Consider the following 18,583-nt stretch of genomic DNA (forward strand, 5'->3'; position numbering starts at 1 on the left):
GAAACGGCTTCGCACACAGCGTGAATCGATGGTGGTCGAATGGGTCGGTATGCTCGCGGACACAGCAGGCAGCGCGGATCCGTAAGGACGCATCGGGACCAGGGAGACAGCCAGTGCCGGAGAACTCGACAGAGGTGACCGCGGCCGGAATCGCCCGGCTCGCCGGGGTGGGGCGCGCCGCCGTCAGCAACTGGCGCCGCCGCCACGCAGACTTCCCCAAGCCGGTCGGCGGCACCGAGACCAGCCCGTCCTTCGCTCTCCCCGAAGTCGAACAGTGGCTCCGCGACCAGGGGAAACTGGCTGAAGTCCCGCTCCGCGAACGGGTCTGGCAACAGCTGGCCGGACACCCGGCCGGCGCCGTCCCCGCCCTCGTGCACACGGGCTGCGCCCTGCTTCTCGTCCGGGACAGGCCCACCGCCTGGCTGGAGATCACCGCCGTGTCGGACGCGCGGATGGCCAAGGTGCTCCACCTCGCCCTGAACAGCCTGCTCACCGCACGCTTCGGACCTGCCACCGGCGGCGCGGAAGGAAGCGACGGTGGCGGCGGAACCGGATACGAGCGGGCTGTTCACACTCCCACCGCCGACGAACTGCTCCCATCCGTCCCCCTGCTGCGCGCGGCCGCCGAACTCGCCGCCGGGACAGGGGCCCGCCAGGCCTTCGAATTCCTCCTCGGCCGTCAGTTCGCCGCCAATCCACGTCAGTTCACCCTCACCCCGCCCGGTCTCGCCGAACTGATGGCCGCGCTCGGGCGGACCGGCGACCGGCCCGCCCGCACGGTCCTCGATCCGGCCACCGGCACCGGCGCCCTGCTGTGCGCTGTCAGCGGTCCGGCCGCCCTGTACGCCCAGGACGCCGACCCGGATCTCGCCGCGCTCAGCGCCCTCCGCCTCGCCCTGCACTCCGACACCGCCGACCGCAACCCCACCGCGCTCGCCGTGCGGACCGGCGACACGCTGCGCGCCGACGCGTTCCCGCAGCTCACCGTCGACGCCGTGCTCTGCCACCCGCCGTTCAACGAACGCAACTGGGGACACGACGAGCTCGCCTACGACCCGCGCTGGGAGTACGGCCTCCCCGCACGCACGGAGTCCGAACTCGCCTGGGTCCAGCACGCCCTGGCCCATCTGCGCGAGGGCGGCACCGCCGTCCTGCTGATGCCCCCGGCTGCGGCATCACGCCGCTCCGGCCGGCGGATCCGCGCCGATCTGCTGCGCCGCGGCGCGCTGCGTGCCGTCGTCGCCCTCCCGGCCGGCGCGGCTCCCCCGTACGGCATCCCGCTCCACCTCTGGGTGCTCCGCAAGCCCGGCGCCGGTGTCCGCCCCTCGCCCGAACTGCTGCTCGTGGACACCGCCGAGCCCGCCGAACCGCCCACGGCGCCCGTATCCTCCGTCCCCGCGTCCGGCGGGCGCGACCGGCTCGACTGGCAGGCGGTGCGCAGTGCCGTGCTGGATGCCTGGGAGCCGTTCGACGGGCGGACCCGTTCCGAGCCGGACGTCCCCGCCGAAGCGGCCGGGCAGCACCGGCCGGGCGTCAGCCGGGTCGTCCCCGTCATCGAACTCCTCGACGACGACGTGGACCTGGCCCCCGCCCGCCATCTGCCGTCCCCGGCGGCCGGTGGCGGACCGGGCGAACTCACCCGCGTACGGGACCGGCTCACCGAGACGCTGCGACTGACCGCGACCCTCACCCCGCCGCCCGCGGACGTCTCAGGACCGGCGCACTGGCCGCTCACCACCGTCGGCGAACTCGCCCGCGCGGGCGCCCTTCACCTCCGTACCGGAGGTTCCGGCACCGGCAGCGGGGCCGCCCCCGTCCCCGTGCTCACGGAACACGACGTCCTCGGCTCCACCGCCCCCTCAGGAACACTCCCCACCGCCCCCGCCGGCTCCGAGGGACCGCCCGAGGAACCGGTCCTGGTCGAGCCGGGCGATGTCGTCGTCCCCGTACTCGGCGGCGGCTCCGTCGCCCGCGTGATCGACGAGGCGACCGCGGGCGCCGCGCTCGGCCGCAACCTTCAGCTGCTGCGCCCCGATCCGGCCGCCGTCGACCCGTGGTTCCTCGCCGGTTTCCTGCGCGGCACCGCCAACAACCGTCAGGCCAGCAGCTATGCGTCCACCGCCACCCGGCTCGAGGCCCGCCGTCTCCAAGTGCCGCGGCTCCCACTGGCGGAGCAGCAGCGGTACGGGGAACGGTTCCGTGCCCTGGCCGCGTTCGAGGACGCGCTCCGGCTGACCGGCAGGCTCGGCGGACAGCTCGTCCAGGGGATGTACGACGGTCTGACGGACGGTACGGTCACGCCGGAGTGAGCCGAACCACAACGGTTCCGTACAACCCGTGGGCCGTTGTCGGTGTCGCCCTTTACGCTCAGATCTGCCAGATCTGCGCGCGCACGTCTTCGCATACCCGCACGGGTACGTACGCGTGCGCGCGGGACCTCCACGACCACGTACCAGGAGCAGCCATGTACGCCCCGGGTCATCCGCCGACGCCGCAGCGCCGGGTCCCCAGCCGGGCCTGGATCGTCTCGATGCGTGTGCTGTTCGCCGTGCTCGCGGTGGGCTCGGTCGGTCTGCTGCTGTGGACGCCGTTGCTGCGGCTGGCGATCGTGCGCCGCCGCGCGTCCGACTGGTGGCTGACCGGGGCCGGCTTCGTGCTGGTCTGCGTGCTCCTGCCGATCATCGGCAGGGACGACACCAATCCTGATCCCAACGGCGTCGACTTCTTCTTCATACCGCTGCTGCTCGTGGCGATCGTCGCCGCCTGCGCGTACTACCTGTACGGGGACGTCCGCCACTACGCGCAGCCCACGAAGCAGCAGTTCGGCGGCGGGTATCCGCCCCCGGTGCCGGGGTACGGGTACACGACCACCGCGCTGCACCAGCCGCTGCCCCCTCGGCCTCAGCAGTACGCGCAACCGCAGCCGCCTCAGTACCGGCCACAGCCGCAGCCGCAGCCGCAGCCGCAGCCGCAGCCCCAGCCGCAGCCCCAGCCGCAGCCCCAGCCCCAGCCTCACCCGCAGCCCGTGCAGCACGCGCCCGCGCCCACCCCGCCCCACCGCATCGACCAGGTCCGTGCCGAGCTCGACGAACTGAGCGACCTCCTCCGTCATGAGGAGGACCGATGAGCGGACGCGTCATCGCCGGACGGTACGAGCTGGCGACCATCCTCGGCCAGGGCGGCATGGGCCAGGTCTGGACGGCGTACGACCAACGCCTCGACCGCCGGGTCGCGGTGAAACTGCTCCGGCCCGACCGGGTCGCGGGTCCCACCGGCAGCGGAGCGGTCGACGAGCTGCGGCGCCGGTTCGTCCGCGAGTGCCGGGTCACCGCCCAGGTCGACCACCCGGGCCTGGTCACCGTCCATGACGCGGGCAGCGACGGCGACGACCTGTTCCTCGTCATGCAGTACGTCGAGGGCTCCGACCTCGCCGACCATCTCGCCGAGCACGACCCGTACCCCTGGCAGTGGTCCGTCGCCGTCGCCGCCCAGCTCTGCGCCGCGCTCTCCGCCGTGCACGCCGTGCCGATCGTCCACCGCGACCTCAAGCCCCGCAATCTGATGGTGCGTCCGGACGGCACGGTCACCGTCCTCGACCTGGGCGTCGCCTCCGTCCTGGACAGCGACACCACCCGCCTCACCCACACCGGTACGCCGATCGGTTCGCCCGCCTACATGGCGCCCGAACAGGCGATGGGAGGCGCCGTCGGTCCGTACACCGACCTGTACGCGCTCGGCGTGCTCCTCCACGAACTGCTCAGTGGAGATGTGCCGTTCGCCGGCTCCACCGCCCTCGGGGTGCTGCACCGCCACCTCTACGAGCCGCCACTCCCCGTCCGGCAGATCCGGCCCGAGATCCCGGAACCCCTCGAATCGCTCGTGCTGCGGCTCCTCGCCAAGGATCCGCAGCACCGCCCGGCGAGCGCCCAGGAGGTGTACGAACACCTCACCCCGCTCCTTCCGTCGAGCGGCACAGGGCTGCCGACCGGCCCGCTCGACCCGACCCGCCCGTTCCTGCGGCCGCACGCACCGTGGCCCGACCGCGTCACCACCCCACCCGCCGCGCAGCCCGCGCCGGTGGCTCCGAAACCCGATGTCGCAGCCGCGGTCGACGAGGTCAAGCAGCTGCTCGGGCAGGGCCGGATCACCCAGGCCGTGGACATCCTCGGCGGCATTCTCCCGGCCGCCGCCGAGCAGCATGGCGAGGGTTCGCCGGTGGTCCGCATCCTGCGCAAGCAGTACGCGGCGACCCTGATGGACGACGGGCAGTACCGCCGCGCCCTGCCCGAACTGCGGCGCCTCGCCGACGACCGCGCGGTGGAGGCCGGACCGGCCGACACGCAGACGCTGCAGTACCGCTACGACGCGGCGCACTGCCTGGAACAGCTGGGCGAACCGACGGCCGCGCTCGCGGAGTACCGGTCGGTCCTGCCGTACTACGAGAACCAGTACGCGACGGGCAACAACCCGGCACGGTCCTTCGAGATCCGTCAGCGCATCGGGTATCTGCTGCTCGCGGTCGGTGACCACGCGGCGGCGCGCGGACAGCTTCAGGCACTGCTCCACGACACCGAGCGGATGTACGGGCCGCACCATCCGCTGCCGGTGGAGCTGCGCCGCCAGCTCGACCGGCAGCTGCAGGTCCGCGGCGGCTGAGCGGCCCTGTCCGGTCCGCTCAGCCGGTCCGCTCAGCCGGTCCGGCCGGCGCGAGCCGGGGGCGCCGCCGCAGCCGCGCAGCACGCGCCGCCCCCGTTCCCGCCATGACGACCAGCGCGCCCGCCCCGACCGTGACCACCACCCGAACCGTCCCGCCCGCCACCGTCCCGCCCGCCACCGGACCGATTCGCTCCCTCGCCGCGCGCCGGGACAGCAGCATGCCCCGGAGCAGGATCTCCCGGCCCCCGCCCAGCCGCGCCGAGCCGAACACTCCGGGTGTCCACACGTACGCCTCACTGCCCGCTGGACAGCGCGCGCTGAGCAGATATGTAGCGCGTCCCACCCGGTGGCTGTAGGCGCCCCGGTCTTCGACGGGGGCGCCGTCCACCGCCCGGATGACGGTCCGCGGCACCGTGTGGACCCGCGAACCGAGCAGCGCCTCCTGGTTCCGGAACGGTGACCGGCCGAAGGACGGAGCCGGGCCCGGTCCCCGCACGGTCCCCAGCGGCGGCACCACTTCCCGGACCACTGTCACCGGCCGGTCGTCCGGCGGCGCGCCCCACCGCTGGTGCGGGTCGCGCGGCCCGCGGACCCGGGCACCGACCCAGGCCCGCAGCCTGCCGCAGGCATCGGCCTCGGCCGACGCCTCCGGCGCCAGTTGGCCGGGAATGCTGGAAGGCCGCCGCCGGGCCGGCCGGCGCGTGCCAGACTTTGCCCATGACGCACGCACTGCATCTGACCGCCGCGATCACTCATGAGGGCGAGTGGTACGTGGCCCGCTGCCTCCAGGTCGAGGTCGCCAGCCAGGGCGAGACCATCGAGGACGCCCTGTCCAACCTCCGCGAAGCCCTGGAGCTGTACTTCGAGGACGCCCCCGCCCCCGAGGTCACCGATGTGATCACCGCACCGGTCGAGGTCCGCGTCGCGTGAGCCCCGCGGTCCCCAACGGTCTGTCCGGCACCGAGATTGCCAAAGCGCTGGAGCGCGCGGGATTCGGGCACGTCTCCACCAGTGGCAGCCACGCAAAGTACCGCAAGGACGACCGCACCGTCATTGTGCCCCTGCACCGCTCTCTCGCGCCCGGCACCCTGCGCTCCCTCCTTCGCCAGGCCGACTGGACCGTGGACGACCTCACCGAGCACCTGAAGTAGCAATAAAGGTCCAGACCTCCAACGGCGGTGGTGACGGCAACAACCATGGGCGCCAGTGCACAACCGCGGACCCCTATTCGCCGTCGACTCTGCGGGTGAAGCCACCGTCATGCCCGTCCATACGATTGACAGGGCAAGATTTCCGGATGGTGCCGACAATTTCGGCAACGGAATCACCAGTGGGATGCGCCGGAGGAAAACATGGCTACTCTGATCGACCACCTCGAGTCACGTTTGGGTCAACTTGTCGGAGCGTGGTCGGTCAGGGACGGCGCCCCCGAAGGCGCTGCGCAGGTGGGGTACTTCACCGGCGGCGTGTTTCAGGGTGTGCAGTCCTTCGCCACCATCACCTTGCACGAGGCGCATCTGGTCCCGCCTGCTGGCGGTGAGCCCCAGCATCTGGAGTTGCTCGGCTGTGGTCGCCCCCTCGCGGGAGATGAGTACGGGCCTTTTCCGGGGGTGCTGGAGTGGGTGGCGGAGCGCCTCGCGACGTCGGGGTGCGCGGTACTCCGCGGAGAGGTTGTACCTCTGCCCATGCCGTTGACTCCGGGTAGTTCCATGACCGCGCTCTATGCGGCCATGCCGGTCTATTTCGATGACGATTTCTTCTCCGTCACGTTGGAGAACGGAACGCATGTTTCCGTTGTGTGGCTGGTGCCCATCCATGATGCGGAGGCGGATTACGTGAAAAAGAATGGATGGTCGGCCTTTGAGGCGGAATTGACGAAGCAGAATCCTGATCTTTTTGAGCTTGATCGGCCGCAGCTGAGCCTGTGAATTTCTGTCAGGGGATCCGGATCGGCCGTCTTTCAGGTGGATTTGGATCCCCGTGGAGTGTGCTGTTCTTCCTTTCGGTGCCCAGGCCGTTCAAGGAGACGTATGTCCCGTACCACCCTCTCTCGTCCGGTGGACATCGAGAGTGTCTTCCCGGAGCTCGCCGTCTACCGCCGCACCACGACACGGCTGCATCCCCGGCCAGGTGCCCCGGGCCCCTACGACAGCTCGGTTGGCGGGCCACTGCTCTGGCCGGCAGTTGAACCGTGGCCGGTGTGCACGGAGCGCCATCGACGGGCCTACGGGGAGCGGACTGCGGACGTACGGTTGCGTCGGCGCATCCTTGCCGAGGCGTGGAACCGGGTTCCCTGGTACTCGTCTGCGCCCGTTCAACTACCACTGCGCTTGGAGCAGGAGCCGGTCCCCGTCGAGGGCTGCGCGGGCTGTGCTGAATTCGCCAACGTACGCGATCGGGCACGCTTGGTCGGCGACATGACGACCGTGACCGATTGCAACGTCTACATGCGACGCCACCTCGAGGGGCACCAGTGACCACTCGCGCCGTGTACCGACGCGTACCCCACACCATCCGGCACGATCCGGAAGGCGGAGCACCAGGCAGCCGCGGAGCACAACCGGCAGAGCCGAGGTCTGGAGCTCGCCTGGAAAAGGCCGACGAGCCCCGACGTAGGTGGTGAAGGCAATGAGCACGCCAAATTTCTGTAATGGCTGTACGGAATGCCTCATTCGTCGGCGAACCGCCGACCGCGACATGAGACCGTGATCTGCCGCCGGGGCGGCTGACGACTCGCCTGCCCCGTCGGCCTCCCACTTCATTCGAGCGTTCTTCCGAGCACTGTCGAGGTCTCTGTGCCTTCTCACCGCATATCCAAGAAGCGTCGCCGTATTTCCCTGGCCGTCGCCGGCGTCGCCGTACTTGCCGGTGGCGCGTTCGCCGCCGAGGCCGCCACCGCCACCACTGTCTCCAGGCCCGCGCCGAAGATCTACACCGGGCATGTCTTCGACACCTGCACCGCACCGTCGCTGACCACCATGAAGGGCTGGTACAGCTCCTCCGTCTACCACGGTGCCGCCGTGTACGTCGGCGGGAAGAACCGCGGCTGCGCGCAGCCCAACCTCACCGCGTCCTGGGTGAAGTCCGTCAGTGCCACCGGGTGGAAGCTGGTCCCGCTGTACGTCGGTGCGCAGCCGCCGTGCCAGACGAGCGCCAACCCCGAGAAGATGACCGCCACCAACGCCGCCTCACTGGCCGTCACCGACGCCAACGACGCCGTGGCGAAGGAGGCCGCGCTCGGTATGAAGCCGGGCAGCCCCGTCTACCTCGACATGGAGTACTTCGACCCGAAGAACACCTCGTGTGTGAACACGGTGCTCACCTACATCCGGTCGTTCGACAAGACGGTCAAGGCCAAGGGGTACTGGTCCGGCTTCTACGGCTTCAGCAACTCCAGCGCCGCCGTCGTGGCCAACGCCACGAACCGCACGGACCTGCCGGAGATCCTCTGGTACGCCCGTTACGACGACGTGTACTCCACCACCACGGGCTTCCCGTACGCCTCGACGCTGTACACCGGGCACCGCCGCGGTCACCAGTACGCCGTCAACAAGAAGGTGACACACACCGGTGGCACGCTCACGATCGACCGGAACGCCTGGGACGCCCCGGTCGCGATCGTGGCCGGCTAGTTGCTCTGACCGCATACGTTCACCGGGCTGGCGTTGTCTTTGGTGAGGCCTGCAGGAGCTGAGTCGTGTGCGCTTGCGGAGGAGGCTGCGGGCAGGCTCAGCCGTGGAGGAAGGAGGAGGCTTCGGCGAACGGTGTGGCCGTCTCGGGCGTGAAACGCCTGGTCTCGCCTCGAAAAGAGCGGGCTTCAAGCCAACTCTGCGCTGCCGCGGCCGGGAGCACGTCCATGAGCATCTTGAGGTCCGCGGATCTGAAGACCTTGAAGGTCTGCGTCCGTCGGTAGCTGGACGGCTGGACGTCGAACCTGAGGTCGACGACCGGCTCTGGCTGACGGCCCCAGTCGCTGTAGGGCAGTGCACCGTGGCCGCGGATTCGCGCGTCGACGAGGACCTCGGAATCCGCGTCGCCGATCTCGCAGTCGAAGATCGGGAAGGCTGTCGCGACGCGAGCCGCGATGGCTGGATACGCGATGCAGGCTTGCCCGAGCGCCGGCGAGCAAAACAAGGCGTGACTGAAGGGTCCCACCGGCTTTGACAGAGGCACCTTGTGGTGGGATCGCCCGTCGAAGGGCAGGTCACGCTGAGCGCTGAGGAGGGCCAGGAAGGACGACACGGCAGCGGGGTCATGGCACTGTCCCCGCACCGTGAAGCGAACGGCGCTGCGTCCCTGGTCACGCAGCACGAAGTACTCGTGAAATCCCATCGGGTGATCCGGGGCATGGCTGCGGTGGTACGTCTCGTCAAAGCCATCGATCGGCAGATACTCGGGTACGGGGGCATGCGACCGGGTGCTTGCCTTGATCACGTCGAGGACGGGCTTCTGCTGGTCGAGTTCGGCCACGTCAAACGGCCGATCAACCTCGGCGAAGCCCTTCCGGAGCCATTCGTTGATCTTGCGGGAAGCGTGGCGGCTGGCGTGCTGTTCGTCGTCCAGCGTCGACGTGCTCGCCTTGCCTCTGGTGCCTACCGCGCCCCAGCGGAGGAAGCAGCGGATCCTTTCCTGGCGTATCTCCCGGTACTCGGACTTAGCCCCCTGCAGGAGTTCGAATCGCCGCCAGCCCGTCACCAGTTCCTCCAGCGCATGTGAACAGGGCGCGGCGCCGTGCCAGTCCGGGCCGTCCTCCAGCCGACACGCTATCCGGTGACTGAGCCGGTGGCCCCCACCCTCGGCGTCGTTCACGCCGCCGCAGGGAGGGGGCGTCCGCCCCAGCGGGTGCCTTTCTCGCTGCGGCGTGCGGTCTGGGCAGCGCTGCGTTTCATATAGATTTCTGTATAATCGCTTCCGTGAGTGGCCCCTGGCAGATCGAGATGGAGCCGGAAGTCCGGCGTTGGCTGGAACTCCTTTCGGACGCCCAGTACGACAAGGCCGAACGGGCGGCCGACATGCTCGCCGCCCAGCCGACCACTCTGGGGGAGCCGTACTCGCGCCACCTCGGCGGCAAAGTACGCGAGCTGCGTTTCACCATGGACGGCAATGCCGTGCGCATCACGTACTGGCTGGCTCCTGACCGGCACATCGTGCTGCTGACGGTGTTCCGTAAGACCAGGCAGCGCGAGACGGCCGAGGTCGAGCGTGCGCAGCAGGCACAGAAGTCGTGCGAGGCGGACCACGGTCCTGCGGAGCACAGTTACGACCGGATCAAGGAGGAGAATCCGTGAACCACTCCCAGTGGAAGACCCGCCGGACCAGGAGGCTCCTGGGAGAGTCGGTCGAGGAGTCCCCGGCCTACCGGGAAGCCGGGTATGCGTTCGCACTCGGCCAGGCCGTCTACGACCGCCGTATCGAACTCGGTCTGTCGCAGACCGAACTGGCGCGGCGCGCAGGCATGACTCAGCCGCAGATCTCTTACATCGAGGGCGGCGACTCCCTGCCGACCCTGCAACTGCTCACTCGCCTCGCCAAGGCCCTGGACGCGTCGCTGACCATCGACCTCGACGGCGATAGCTCGGCTTTCGTGTTCACCCCGCACGACGGCCGCGAGCCTGACGAAGCGCCCCCGGGCAACCGCTCCACAGCGGCTTGACGTCTGACCAACCAGCGTCCGTAAGAGCCGCTGCCGCCCCGCATGATGCGGGAACCCCTGCGCGGGCGGGGGCGGAGGAGTTCCGGGCAGGGCCGGGTGATCGGGTGCGGGGCGGCGGCGAAGCGTGGACTGCACGGATCTGCCGGAGATTCTCTGATACGCCCGCTACGACGACGTGTACTCCACCACCACGGGCTTCCCGTACGCCTCGACGCTGTACACCGGGCACCGTCGCGGCCACCAGTACGCCGTCAACAAGAAGGTGACGCACACCGGGGGCACGCTCACGATCGACCGGAACGCCTGGGACGCCCCGGTCGCGATCGTGGCCGGCTAGCTACTGCGGGCCGGGTCGCGTCGCCGCTGCGTCCCCCACACTCCCGCCACCAGGAGGGCGAGCACCGCGCCCGCGCCCACCGTCGCACCCGCCCGCAGGCCGGGTGGCCGGAACGAGCAGTCGACGGCGGTGTCGTGGGCGGGGATCGGGGTGGAGACCAGCCCCAGATAGCTGTCGGCGGGCCGCCCCTGGCAGCTCCAGCCGGCGATGCGGGGCGCGGCGATCACGACCGTTCCGGTGCTGCCGGACGGCAGTTCGGCCCGTATGCCGTCGGCGGTGACATGGGCGGCGGTCGCACCTGTGCGCTTCAGGCCGGCGACCGCCGAGGCCAGCCGGGTCCGGTCCAGGCAGCCGATCGCCTCGTGCGGCACGGTCCCTTCGCGTACGGAGGTGAGCGTGACCGCCACCGGCGCGCTCCCGCCCGCCATTCCCAGGCGCCCCATCGGGGCGCGGCGGGCCGGGAGCCGCCCCTTGAGCCCGACCTCCGGGCCCGTGCCCAGCCGCGCCGAGCCGAACAGGTCGGGCGTCCACAGATACGCCTCCGAGGCCGCCGGACAGCGGGCGGTCAGCGTGTACGTACCGCACGGTGACGGCGGTGATCAGTGCGGCGAGCCCGGCCGCGGCCGTGCGGGGGCGGAAGGTCGGCATACGGAGGAATATGGCAGCCAAGGGCGAGTGAACAGTGTCTAACTGTTTCCTCCATAGTTCAATTCACGTAATGGTTGCTCACTATCCATGTAAAGCATATATATCTGACTGACCGACAGGGTGAGAAAATCCCGTGCTGATCTCGCTGGTGGTGCCTTGTTTCAACGAGGAGGAGATCCTCGGACGCTTCCATGCGCGTGTCACGGAGCAGATGACGCGGCTGGGGCGTGATTTCCAGCTGGTCTACGTCGATGACGGCAGCGTGGACCGCACGCTGCCGGTTCTGGAGGAGCTGGCCGCCGCCGATCCGCGGACCCGCTACCTCTCCTTCAGCCGGAACTTCGGCAAGGAGGCCGCCATGCTCGCCGGCCTCCAGCACGCCGACGGCGACGCGGTCGTCATCATGGACGCCGACCTCCAGCACCCGCCGGAGCTCATCGGCCGCATGCTGGACGAGCACGCCCACGGCTACGACCAGGTCATCGCCCGCCGCACCCGCAAGGGCGACCGTCTCACCCGCACCCTCGGCGCCCGCGCCTACTACTGGCTGATCAATCGCCTGGTGGACGTGGAACTGGTCGACGGCGTCGGCGACTTCCGGCTGCTGTCCCGGCGTACTGTCGACGCCGTCCTCGAACTCACCGAGTGCAACCGGTTCTCCAAGGGACTGTTCGCCTGGGTCGGATTCCCGACGACGACCTTCGGTTACGAGAATGCCGTCCGCGAGCAGGGCAGCTCCGCCTGGACCTTCGGGAAGCTTCTCAACTACGGACTCGACGGGCTGCTCTCGTTCAACAACAAGCCACTGCGCGCCGCGTTGTACCTGGGCATGGTGCTGATGTCCGTCGCCCTCGCCTATGCCGCCTGGATCGTCGGATTCGCCCTGTTGAAAGGCGTGGACACGCCCGGCTATGTCACGCTCATCGTCGTGGTCACGGCTCTTGCCGGGGTACAGATGGTGATGGTGGGTGTGGTCGGTGAGTACGTCGGCCGCATCTACTACGAGGTGAAGCGGCGCCCGCACTTCCTGGTGAAGGCCGGCAATACCGCCGTACCGAATCAGCAGGCCCGGGAGTTCGTACGCCGATGACGGTCCGGGCGCAGATGATCCGCTTCGCACTCGTCGGCGGCGTGAATACCGGTACGTACTACGGCTGCTATCTGGCCCTGCTGACCAGGCTGCCGTATCTGGCCGCGCATGTGATCGCGTTCGCGTCGAGCATGACCGGCTCGTTTCTGCTGAACTCGTACTTCACCTACCGGACCCGTCCCACCTGGCGGAAGTTCCTGCTCTTCCCGCTGACCAACGCCGCCAATTTCACCATCACGACCGGGGGTGTCTGGCTGCTGGTCGACCTCGTCGGATTCAGCAGCCGTTACGCACCGCTGGTCGCGGCGGTGGCGGCCATCCCGATCACGTTCGTGGTCTCCCGCGCGATCATGCTGCGGCCTGAAACAGCCGTGGAGGGGTGGTGAACAGGCCCACATCCCCAACTCCTCCCGAATCGTTGGTCGAATCAGTGGCCGGGATCACGCCCACTGCCTAACATCGATCACCGCAAGGTCTTGTGCGTCCGTCGCCCGGCCAGCACCCTTCGACGGGGCGCGGCGCGCCGCACCTGCTGTCTCAATCTCCCCGGGAGGCTCCTTTGCACCGCCGCCGTCGCACCGCGCTCGTCGTCTCCGCCGCCATGCTCGTCGCGGCGCCGCTTCTCTCCGCCTGCGGCAACCAGGCCCACCCAGGTGCCGCAGCCGTGGTCGGCGGAGACCGCATCGAGGTGTCCACCGTGCAGGCCCAGGTGGCGGACGTACGCACCGCGCAGAACGAGTCCGACCAGTCCGTCCAGCTCATCAACAAGTCCGGGCAGCTCAGCCGGGCCAAGCTGCACGGGATGATCTTCGACCGGATCCTGGACAAGGCCGCCGCGGACGCGGGAGTCACGGTCAGTCGCAAGGAGGTCCAGGAGATGCGGCAGTCGGCGGTCTCCCAGTACGGGGGAGAGGCACAGCTGCAGGCGATGATGCTGCAGCAGAGCTGGGTCGCCCCGAACCAGATCGATGCCGTCCTGCGCGAGCGGGTCCAGCTGTCGAAACTTGCGCAGACGTTCGGTGCCGACCTGCAGCAGCCCGCCGGGCAGCAGGCCGTCGGCGATGCGCTCGGCGCGGCGTCGAAGTCGCTGCACATCGACGTCAACCCCCGCTTCGGCACCTGGGACAACAAGCAGACCCAGCTCGCCGACTACAAGGCCCCGTGGATCACCCAGGTCACCGAGCCGGCCCCGCAGGAAGCCGCAGCCGGCGCCTAGGGTCTTTCGTAGGGATCATGCCGGACCCCGCGAGCCCGGCATGATCCGAACGAGAGGCGTCCGGCCGGTCGGGCCGGTCGACCACCCCCTGGTGCCCCTCCCGGCAGGCTTTGCCCCGTCGCGCCGCCCGGCACGCCCGCTCGCCGCGTTGGCCAAAAGTCCTGGTAGCGGAGCTACCAGGACTTTTGGCTGCCTAGCGATCGCACTGGACGACGCTCTTCATGGGGCAAACATTGCCGGTCACGGCACTAGTAGGTTGGTGGGGTGAACGCTGAAGACCCCGGTCGTATCGTCCTGCTCACCGCCAGCCACCGGGTCGCGCCCGGACTGCTGTCCTGGCCCGCCTGGCAGACGCTGCACGCCGCCGACCGGGTGCTCTGCGCCGAGTCCGACCACCCCCAGCTGCCGTACCTGCGCGAGGCCGGCGTCACCGTCGAGCACACCGCGCTCACCGCGCAGGAACTCGTCGACGCCTGCGCGGGCGGCCGGACCGTCGTGGTCGTGACCAGTGGTGAGGGCAACCAGCCGCTGACGGACGGGCTGGCCCGGCTGGCCGGCTCGGGCCGGGTGCAGATGCCGAGCCTGGAGCTGCTGCCCGGTTCGTACGATCTGCCCGGCGCCCGCCTTCTCGACCTCGTCCAGGTCATGGACCGGATCAGGGCCGAGTGCCCGTGGACCTCGCAGAAGACCCATGAGGGGCTTGCCAAGTACGCCATCGAGGAGGCGTACGAACTCGTCGAGGCGATCGAGGACGGCGACCGCGACGAACTGCGCGAGGAGCTCGGGGACGTCCTTCTCCAGGTCGTCTTCCACGCCCGGATCGCGGAGGAGGACACGGACCAGCCGTTCTCCGTCGACGATGTCGCCGCGACCCTCGTCGAGAAGCTGATCCACCGCCATCCGCATGTCTTCGGTGACGAGACCGCCGAGACCCCGGAGGACGTCCACGCGCACTGGCTGCGTACCAAGGCCATCGAGAAGCAGCGCGACTCGGTCACGGACGGCGTTCCGCTCGGGCAGCCCGGACTGGCGCTGGCCGCGAAGCTGGCGAGCCGGGTCCGTGCCGCCGGACTCGATGTGCCGCTCCCGACGGGCGACAGCATCGGTTACGAACTCCTCGCCCTGGCCGTACGCGCGGAACAGGACGGCACGGACCCCGAGGCCGCCCTGCGCGCTGCGGGCCGCGCCTACCGGGACGCGATCCTCGCTGCGGAGGCCAACGGATAACGTCAGGGGGTGAACGACAGCCCCGCCGACGCCCCCGAACTCTTCACCTGGGAGTTCGCCACCGACCCGTACCCGGCCTACGCCTGGCTGCGCGAGCACAGCCCCGTGCACCGCACCGCGCTGCCCAGCGGGGTCGAGGCATGGCTCGTGACGCGGTACGAGGACGCCCGGCAGGCCCTCGCCGACGCCCGGCTCTCCAAGAACCCCGCGCACCACGACGAACCGGCGCACGCCAAGGGGAAGACCGGCATCCCGGGCGAGCGCAAGGCGGAGCTGATGACGCATCTGCTGAACATCGACCCGCCCGACCACACCAGGCTGCGCCGACTGGTCTCGAAGGCGTTCACGCCGCGCCGGGTCGCCGAGTTCGCCCCGCGCGTGCAGGAGCTGACGGACCGCCTCATCGACAACTTCATCGAGGAGGGATCCGCGGACCTCATCCACGACTTCGCGTTCCCGCTCCCCATCTATGCGATCTGCGACCTGCTCGGCGTCCCGCGCGAGGATCAGGACGACTTCCGGGACTGGGCGGGGATGATGATCCGCCACGGCGGCGGTCCGCGCGGCGGGGTGGCCCGGTCGGTGAAGAAGATGCGCGGCTATCTCGCGGAGCTCATCCACCGGAAGCGGGAGAACCCGGGGGAGGACCTGATCTCGGGGCTGATCCGGGCGAGTGACCACGGCGAGCATCTCACCGAGAACGAGGCCGCCGCCATGGCCTTCATCCTCCTCTTCGCGGGATTCGAGACGACGGTCAACCTCATCGGCAACGGGGTGTACGCCCTGCTGCGCAATCCGGAGCAGCGGGAGCGGCTCCAGCGCTCGCTCGACGCGGGGGAGACAGGGCTACTGGAGACCGGCATCGAGGAACTGCTGCGGTACGACGGTCCGGTGGAGCTGGCGACCTGGCGGTTCGCCACCGAGCCACTGACCCTCGGCGGGCAGCGGATCGCGGCGGGTGACCCCGTACTGGTGGTGCTCGCCGCCGCCGACCGGGACCCGGAACGGTTTGCGGACCCGGACACGCTGGACCTCGCGCGGCGTGACAATCAGCACCTCGGATACGGGCACGGCATCCATTACTGCCTGGGAGCACCGCTTGCCCGACTCGAGGGGCAGGCTGCCCTGGCCACGCTGTTGAGGCGCCTCCCGGACCTGCGGCTTGCGGTGGAACCTACCGATTTGCGGTGGCGCGGCGGACTCATCATGCGTGGACTGCGCACGCTTCCGGTGGAGTTCGGTCCCGGCCGGCGTTCCGATGAGGGTGACACTCTGTCAACTCTGTGACTTTCACGTGATCTGCGCTGCATCGACTTGTGACAAGCGTTCGAGAGCCGCTACGTTCACCGTTCGACTCACCAGTCACTTGTCAGTCACACGGAAGGCAATCCCATGGGCTCCGCGAACGGCAGACACCGTCGCCCTCGCCAGGCACCCGCGATCGTCGTCGCCGCAGGCGTGACCGGTTCGGCCATCGCTATTCCCCTGCTCGGAGCGGCCGGTGCGCACGCCGCCGACGCCACGACCTGGGACCGGGTCGCGGAGTGCGAGAGCGGCGGCATGTGGAGCGCCGACCTCGGCAACGGCTTCTATGGCGGTCTTCAGTTCTCGCAGGACGCCTGGAAGTCGTACGGCGGTGAGGCGTACGCCCCGCGCGCCGACCTCGCCAGCCGCTCGCAGCAGATAGCGGTCGCCGAGAAGGTCCTGGAGGACCAGGGGTCGAAGGCGTGGCCCAGCTGTGTGGCCATCTCCGGGCTCACGGAGGACGGGGTGTTGCCGGGGGTCGACCCGGGAGTCGTGCCGTCGGCCGAACCGGCGGAGAGCGGGGATGCGTCCGATTCGCCGTCCGCCAAGGCGTCCGCCACACCTTCGGGCAAGGCGTCCGCCACGCCTTCGGACAAGGCGTCGCACAAGCCGTCGGCAGAGCCGGCAGCCACATCACCATCCAAGAAGTCTGATTCATTCGACTCGCCCCGGAAGTCCGACTCGTCCGGCGATGAGGCGGGCGGCAAGCACCGCGGCGCGCCGGCCCCCGAGGTGAGCCAGGACACGGACAGGGGCGGCGACCGGGACTCGGGCCGGCATGCTTCCCGCGGTAACAGCGAGGGGCGCGACACGCGCGCGGTGGCGGCCGACGGCGATTACACCGTCCGGCCGGGCGACAACCTCTGGGCGATTGCTGACGCACAGAAGGTTCCCGGTGGATGGCCCGCTCTCTATGAGGCGAACAAGGGTGCGGTCGGAAGCGACCCGGACCTCATCCTGCCTGGCCAGAGCCTCGATCTCGGCGTGAAGTCGAAGTGAGGGTAGTCCGATAAACAGCTAAAAGGACCCCAAAAATCGGGGTAGTTCAGGGACCTATGTCCGCTTATGCGTAAGTGAGACATGGGTCTCTTTGCGTCAACTGGCGTGTCGCGTCTGCCGGGCCCGTCTGCATCACCCCTCACCTGCGAAAACGCTGCGCAGTCAGATGCAGGTAAGGACTGATTGTCCGTTATGCCCATCTTTGAATGTCGAGGTTGCATACGTTTACGGTCGGAACCGCTCGCACCGCGGGCCCCGTCGACCGTCACGCCGAATCCTGCCGTCGGTCGAAGGGAACAGACGCGTAAAGCGCCGTAGGCAGGAGCGGGGGACCCAGGTAAGCCGCCAGGCCCGATGGCCGAAAGACCGTCAGGACCGGCTCGGGGTGAAGTCGCGTGCTAGGACATGCGACCGGGCAACTCACTTGGCCCGAACCCGACAGCTCACCTCGTAGGCGTCGGTGAGGAGAAGTTCCATGCTGCTGAACAGCAAGGGCAAGCACCGTCGCCCGTCCAAGGTCGTCCGTGTCGCCACGCTCGCCGGCGTCACCGGTGCCGCCATCGCCGCTCCCCTGATGGGTGCGACCGGTGCCTCCGCCGCCTCCGTCGCCACGTGGGACGCCGTCGCCCAGTGCGAATCCGGTGGCAACTGGTCCATCAACACCGGCAACGGCTACTACGGCGGCCTGCAGTTCTCGCAGTCCAGCTGGGCCGCCGCCGGTGGTACGCAGTACGCCCCGCGCGCCGACCTCGCCACCAAGGCTCAGCAGATCGCCACCGCCGAGAAGCTCCTCAACATGCAGGGCCCGGGTGCCTGGGGCTGTGCCGGCCGCGGTGGCCTCACCAACGACGGTGTCGACCCGGGTGTCGACACCGGCTCCACCGCGCAGCAGAGCGCCCCGGCGCAGGAGTCGAAGCAGGCCGCGCCGAAGCAGGCCGCGCGCACCGAGGCACCCGCCGCCTCCCGCGCGGACCGCGGCACCGCCCCCAAGAAGACCGTCACCACGCCGACCGGCGAGAAGGTCGCCAAGGGTGACGGCGAGTACAAGGTGAAGTCCGGCGACTCGCTCAGCAGGATCGCCGCGCAGCACAAGGTGAAGGGCGGCTGGCAGCAGCTCTTCGAGCTGAACAAGGACATCGTCAAGGACGCCGACCTGATCTACCCGGGTCAGCAGCTCCACCTGACGAAGTAGGACGGGCGCTCCGTGGACACGGGCTCCCCGTAGACACGGGCTCTCTCCTCCCCGAGCACCCCGACCCGGCGCGGATTCCCCCGTACGCACCGGGTCGGGGTTTCTGTATTCACTGTTCAACTGTTGTCGTTACCGCCAGTAGGAATCTGGGCCTTTGTCCTGCTGTGGGTGCCCTTGGGTTCTTTTTCGTCCCAGGAGGCGGGCGGTCGGCGGACCGAGGCGGCCCAGCCGGTTAGGCTCTTGTCGCAAGGCCAAAGCGA

At 69.4% G+C, this 18,583-nt stretch carries 21 protein-coding genes and 1 riboswitch; of the genes, 18 read left to right on the top strand and 3 right to left on the bottom strand.

The annotated features are described in order from the left end of the window. The first annotated feature begins 113 nt into the window (after nt 1-113). The 3 genes from OH809_RS26000 to OH809_RS26010 all read left to right on the top strand — a co-directional run bounded on the left by OH809_RS26000 (nt 114) and on the right by OH809_RS26010 (nt 4,656). Nucleotides 114-2,309, top strand: coding sequence for an N-6 DNA methylase (locus tag OH809_RS26000; protein ID WP_406515690.1), 2,196 nt, complete (start codon nt 114-116; stop codon nt 2,307-2,309). 155 nt (nt 2,310-2,464) lie between these two features. Beyond that, the gene (locus OH809_RS26005; RefSeq protein ID WP_406420245.1) at nt 2,465-3,127 is read left to right on the top strand and encodes a hypothetical protein; all 663 of its coding nucleotides are present in this window, start codon (nt 2,465-2,467) and stop codon (nt 3,125-3,127) included. Beyond that, entirely contained in the window at nt 3,124-4,656 is a 1,533-nt protein-coding gene (locus tag OH809_RS26010) for a protein kinase domain-containing protein (protein WP_406420244.1), read from the top strand. Before OH809_RS26005 ends, OH809_RS26010 begins: the two co-directional genes overlap by 4 nt. A gap of 19 nt (nt 4,657-4,675) precedes the next feature. On the opposite strand, the gene OH809_RS26015 is transcribed toward OH809_RS26010, so the two are convergent. Then, nucleotides 4,676-5,191 carry a hypothetical protein gene (locus OH809_RS26015; RefSeq protein WP_406420243.1) on the bottom strand — a complete coding sequence of 172 codons (516 nt, stop codon included), beginning with the start codon at nt 5,189-5,191 and terminating at the stop codon, nt 4,676-4,678. A 182-nt stretch (nt 5,192-5,373) separates the two neighbouring features. Here OH809_RS26015 and OH809_RS26020 point away from each other — a divergent pair, with 182 nt between their 5' ends. From OH809_RS26020 to OH809_RS26040, 5 genes are all read left to right on the top strand, one after another. Continuing rightward, on the top strand, nt 5,374-5,586 hold the full coding sequence (locus tag OH809_RS26020) for a type II toxin-antitoxin system HicB family antitoxin (RefSeq protein WP_406420242.1): 213 nt from the start codon (nt 5,374-5,376) through the stop codon (nt 5,584-5,586). Next, nucleotides 5,583-5,807 (top strand): type II toxin-antitoxin system HicA family toxin, encoded by a 225-nt coding sequence (locus OH809_RS26025; RefSeq protein ID WP_406420241.1) that lies wholly within the window; start codon nt 5,583-5,585, stop codon nt 5,805-5,807. The genes OH809_RS26020 and OH809_RS26025 overlap by 4 nt, the downstream gene beginning before the upstream one ends. 201 nt (nt 5,808-6,008) lie before the next feature. Next, nucleotides 6,009-6,584: a suppressor of fused domain protein gene (locus tag OH809_RS26030; protein WP_406420240.1), complete on the top strand. Its 576-nt coding sequence runs from the start codon at nt 6,009-6,011 to the stop codon at nt 6,582-6,584. A gap of 336 nt (nt 6,585-6,920) precedes the next feature. Continuing rightward, nucleotides 6,921-7,133 carry a hypothetical protein gene (locus OH809_RS26035; protein WP_406424983.1) on the top strand — a complete coding sequence of 71 codons (213 nt, stop codon included), beginning with the start codon at nt 6,921-6,923 and terminating at the stop codon, nt 7,131-7,133. A gap of 318 nt (nt 7,134-7,451) precedes the next feature. Continuing rightward, nucleotides 7,452-8,288, top strand: coding sequence for a glycoside hydrolase domain-containing protein (locus OH809_RS26040; RefSeq protein ID WP_406420239.1), 837 nt, complete (start codon nt 7,452-7,454; stop codon nt 8,286-8,288). A 97-nt stretch (nt 8,289-8,385) separates the two neighbouring features. Here OH809_RS26040 and OH809_RS26045 read toward each other — a convergent pair whose 3' ends face one another. Then, a complete protein-coding gene (locus OH809_RS26045) occupies nt 8,386-9,465 on the bottom strand; it encodes a WGR domain-containing protein (protein WP_406420238.1) in 1,080 nt (359 codons plus the stop codon). 128 nt (nt 9,466-9,593) lie between these two features. Between OH809_RS26045 and OH809_RS26050 the strand changes: the two genes are divergently transcribed. From OH809_RS26050 to OH809_RS26060, 3 genes are all read left to right on the top strand, one after another. Further along, the gene (locus OH809_RS26050) at nt 9,594-9,944 is read left to right on the top strand and encodes a type II toxin-antitoxin system RelE/ParE family toxin (RefSeq protein WP_406424982.1); all 351 of its coding nucleotides are present in this window, start codon (nt 9,594-9,596) and stop codon (nt 9,942-9,944) included. Beyond that, complete coding sequence (locus tag OH809_RS26055; protein WP_406420237.1) at nt 9,941-10,309, top strand: helix-turn-helix domain-containing protein; 369 nt, start codon at nt 9,941-9,943, stop codon at nt 10,307-10,309. Before OH809_RS26050 ends, OH809_RS26055 begins: the two co-directional genes overlap by 4 nt. Nucleotides 10,310-10,484: 175 nt before the next feature. Beyond that, nucleotides 10,485-10,646 carry a hypothetical protein gene (locus OH809_RS26060; RefSeq protein WP_406420236.1) on the top strand — a complete coding sequence of 54 codons (162 nt, stop codon included), beginning with the start codon at nt 10,485-10,487 and terminating at the stop codon, nt 10,644-10,646. Here OH809_RS26060 and OH809_RS26065 read toward each other — a convergent pair. After that, the gene (locus tag OH809_RS26065) at nt 10,643-11,053 is read right to left on the bottom strand and encodes a hypothetical protein (RefSeq protein WP_406420235.1); all 411 of its coding nucleotides are present in this window, start codon (nt 11,051-11,053) and stop codon (nt 10,643-10,645) included. The genes OH809_RS26060 and OH809_RS26065 overlap by 4 nt on opposite strands. Nucleotides 11,054-11,427: 374 nt before the next feature. Between OH809_RS26065 and OH809_RS26070 the strand changes: the two genes are divergently transcribed. The 7 genes from OH809_RS26070 to OH809_RS26100 all read left to right on the top strand — a co-directional run bounded on the left by OH809_RS26070 (nt 11,428) and on the right by OH809_RS26100 (nt 18,323). After that, nucleotides 11,428-12,384: a glycosyltransferase family 2 protein gene (locus OH809_RS26070; RefSeq protein ID WP_406420234.1), complete on the top strand. Its 957-nt coding sequence runs from the start codon at nt 11,428-11,430 to the stop codon at nt 12,382-12,384. Next, nucleotides 12,381-12,770, top strand: coding sequence for a GtrA family protein (locus OH809_RS26075; protein WP_406420233.1), 390 nt, complete (start codon nt 12,381-12,383; stop codon nt 12,768-12,770). Before OH809_RS26070 ends, OH809_RS26075 begins: the two co-directional genes overlap by 4 nt. 173 nt (nt 12,771-12,943) lie before the next feature. Next, nucleotides 12,944-13,600, top strand: a complete 657-nt coding sequence (locus OH809_RS26080; RefSeq protein WP_406420232.1) for a SurA N-terminal domain-containing protein — start codon at nt 12,944-12,946, stop codon at nt 13,598-13,600. A 264-nt stretch (nt 13,601-13,864) separates the two neighbouring features. Continuing rightward, nucleotides 13,865-14,827, top strand: a complete 963-nt coding sequence (locus tag OH809_RS26085; protein WP_406420231.1) for a nucleoside triphosphate pyrophosphohydrolase — start codon at nt 13,865-13,867, stop codon at nt 14,825-14,827. A gap of 9 nt (nt 14,828-14,836) precedes the next feature. Continuing rightward, on the top strand, nt 14,837-16,114 hold the full coding sequence (locus tag OH809_RS26090) for a cytochrome P450 (RefSeq protein ID WP_406420230.1): 1,278 nt from the start codon (nt 14,837-14,839) through the stop codon (nt 16,112-16,114). Between the two features lie 105 nt (nt 16,115-16,219). Then, a complete protein-coding gene (locus tag OH809_RS26095) occupies nt 16,220-17,131 on the top strand; it encodes a transglycosylase family protein (RefSeq protein ID WP_406420229.1) in 912 nt (303 codons plus the stop codon). Between the two features lie 300 nt (nt 17,132-17,431). Beyond that, nucleotides 17,432-17,603, top strand: a riboswitch (cyclic di-AMP (ydaO/yuaA leader). Nucleotides 17,604-17,606: 3 nt separating this feature from the next. After that, entirely contained in the window at nt 17,607-18,323 is a 717-nt protein-coding gene (locus OH809_RS26100) for a transglycosylase family protein (protein ID WP_406420228.1), read from the top strand. Nucleotides 18,324-18,583 lie beyond the last annotated feature (260 nt).

This window comes from Streptomyces sp. NBC_00873 (genome assembly GCF_045207415.1).
Classification (GTDB): domain Bacteria; phylum Actinomycetota; class Actinomycetes; order Streptomycetales; family Streptomycetaceae; genus Streptomyces.

Excerpts from the sequence above, each read along its gene's own strand:
- OH809_RS26005 (WP_406420245.1), top strand. The coding sequence starts at position 2,465 with ATGTACGCCCCGGGTCATCCGCCGACGCCGCAGCGCCGGGTCCCCAGC.
- OH809_RS26010 (WP_406420244.1), top strand. The coding sequence starts at position 3,124 with ATGAGCGGACGCGTCATCGCCGGACGGTACGAGCTGGCGACCATCCTC.
- OH809_RS26020 (WP_406420242.1), top strand. The coding sequence starts at position 5,374 with ATGACGCACGCACTGCATCTGACCGCCGCGATCACTCATGAGGGCGAG.
- OH809_RS26030 (WP_406420240.1), top strand. The coding sequence starts at position 6,009 with ATGGCTACTCTGATCGACCACCTCGAGTCACGTTTGGGTCAACTTGTC.
- OH809_RS26050 (WP_406424982.1), top strand. The coding sequence starts at position 9,594 with ATGGAGCCGGAAGTCCGGCGTTGGCTGGAACTCCTTTCGGACGCCCAG.
- OH809_RS26075 (WP_406420233.1), top strand. The coding sequence starts at position 12,381 with ATGACGGTCCGGGCGCAGATGATCCGCTTCGCACTCGTCGGCGGCGTG.
- OH809_RS26095 (WP_406420229.1), top strand. The coding sequence starts at position 16,220 with ATGGGCTCCGCGAACGGCAGACACCGTCGCCCTCGCCAGGCACCCGCG.
- OH809_RS26100 (WP_406420228.1), top strand. The coding sequence starts at position 17,607 with ATGCTGCTGAACAGCAAGGGCAAGCACCGTCGCCCGTCCAAGGTCGTC.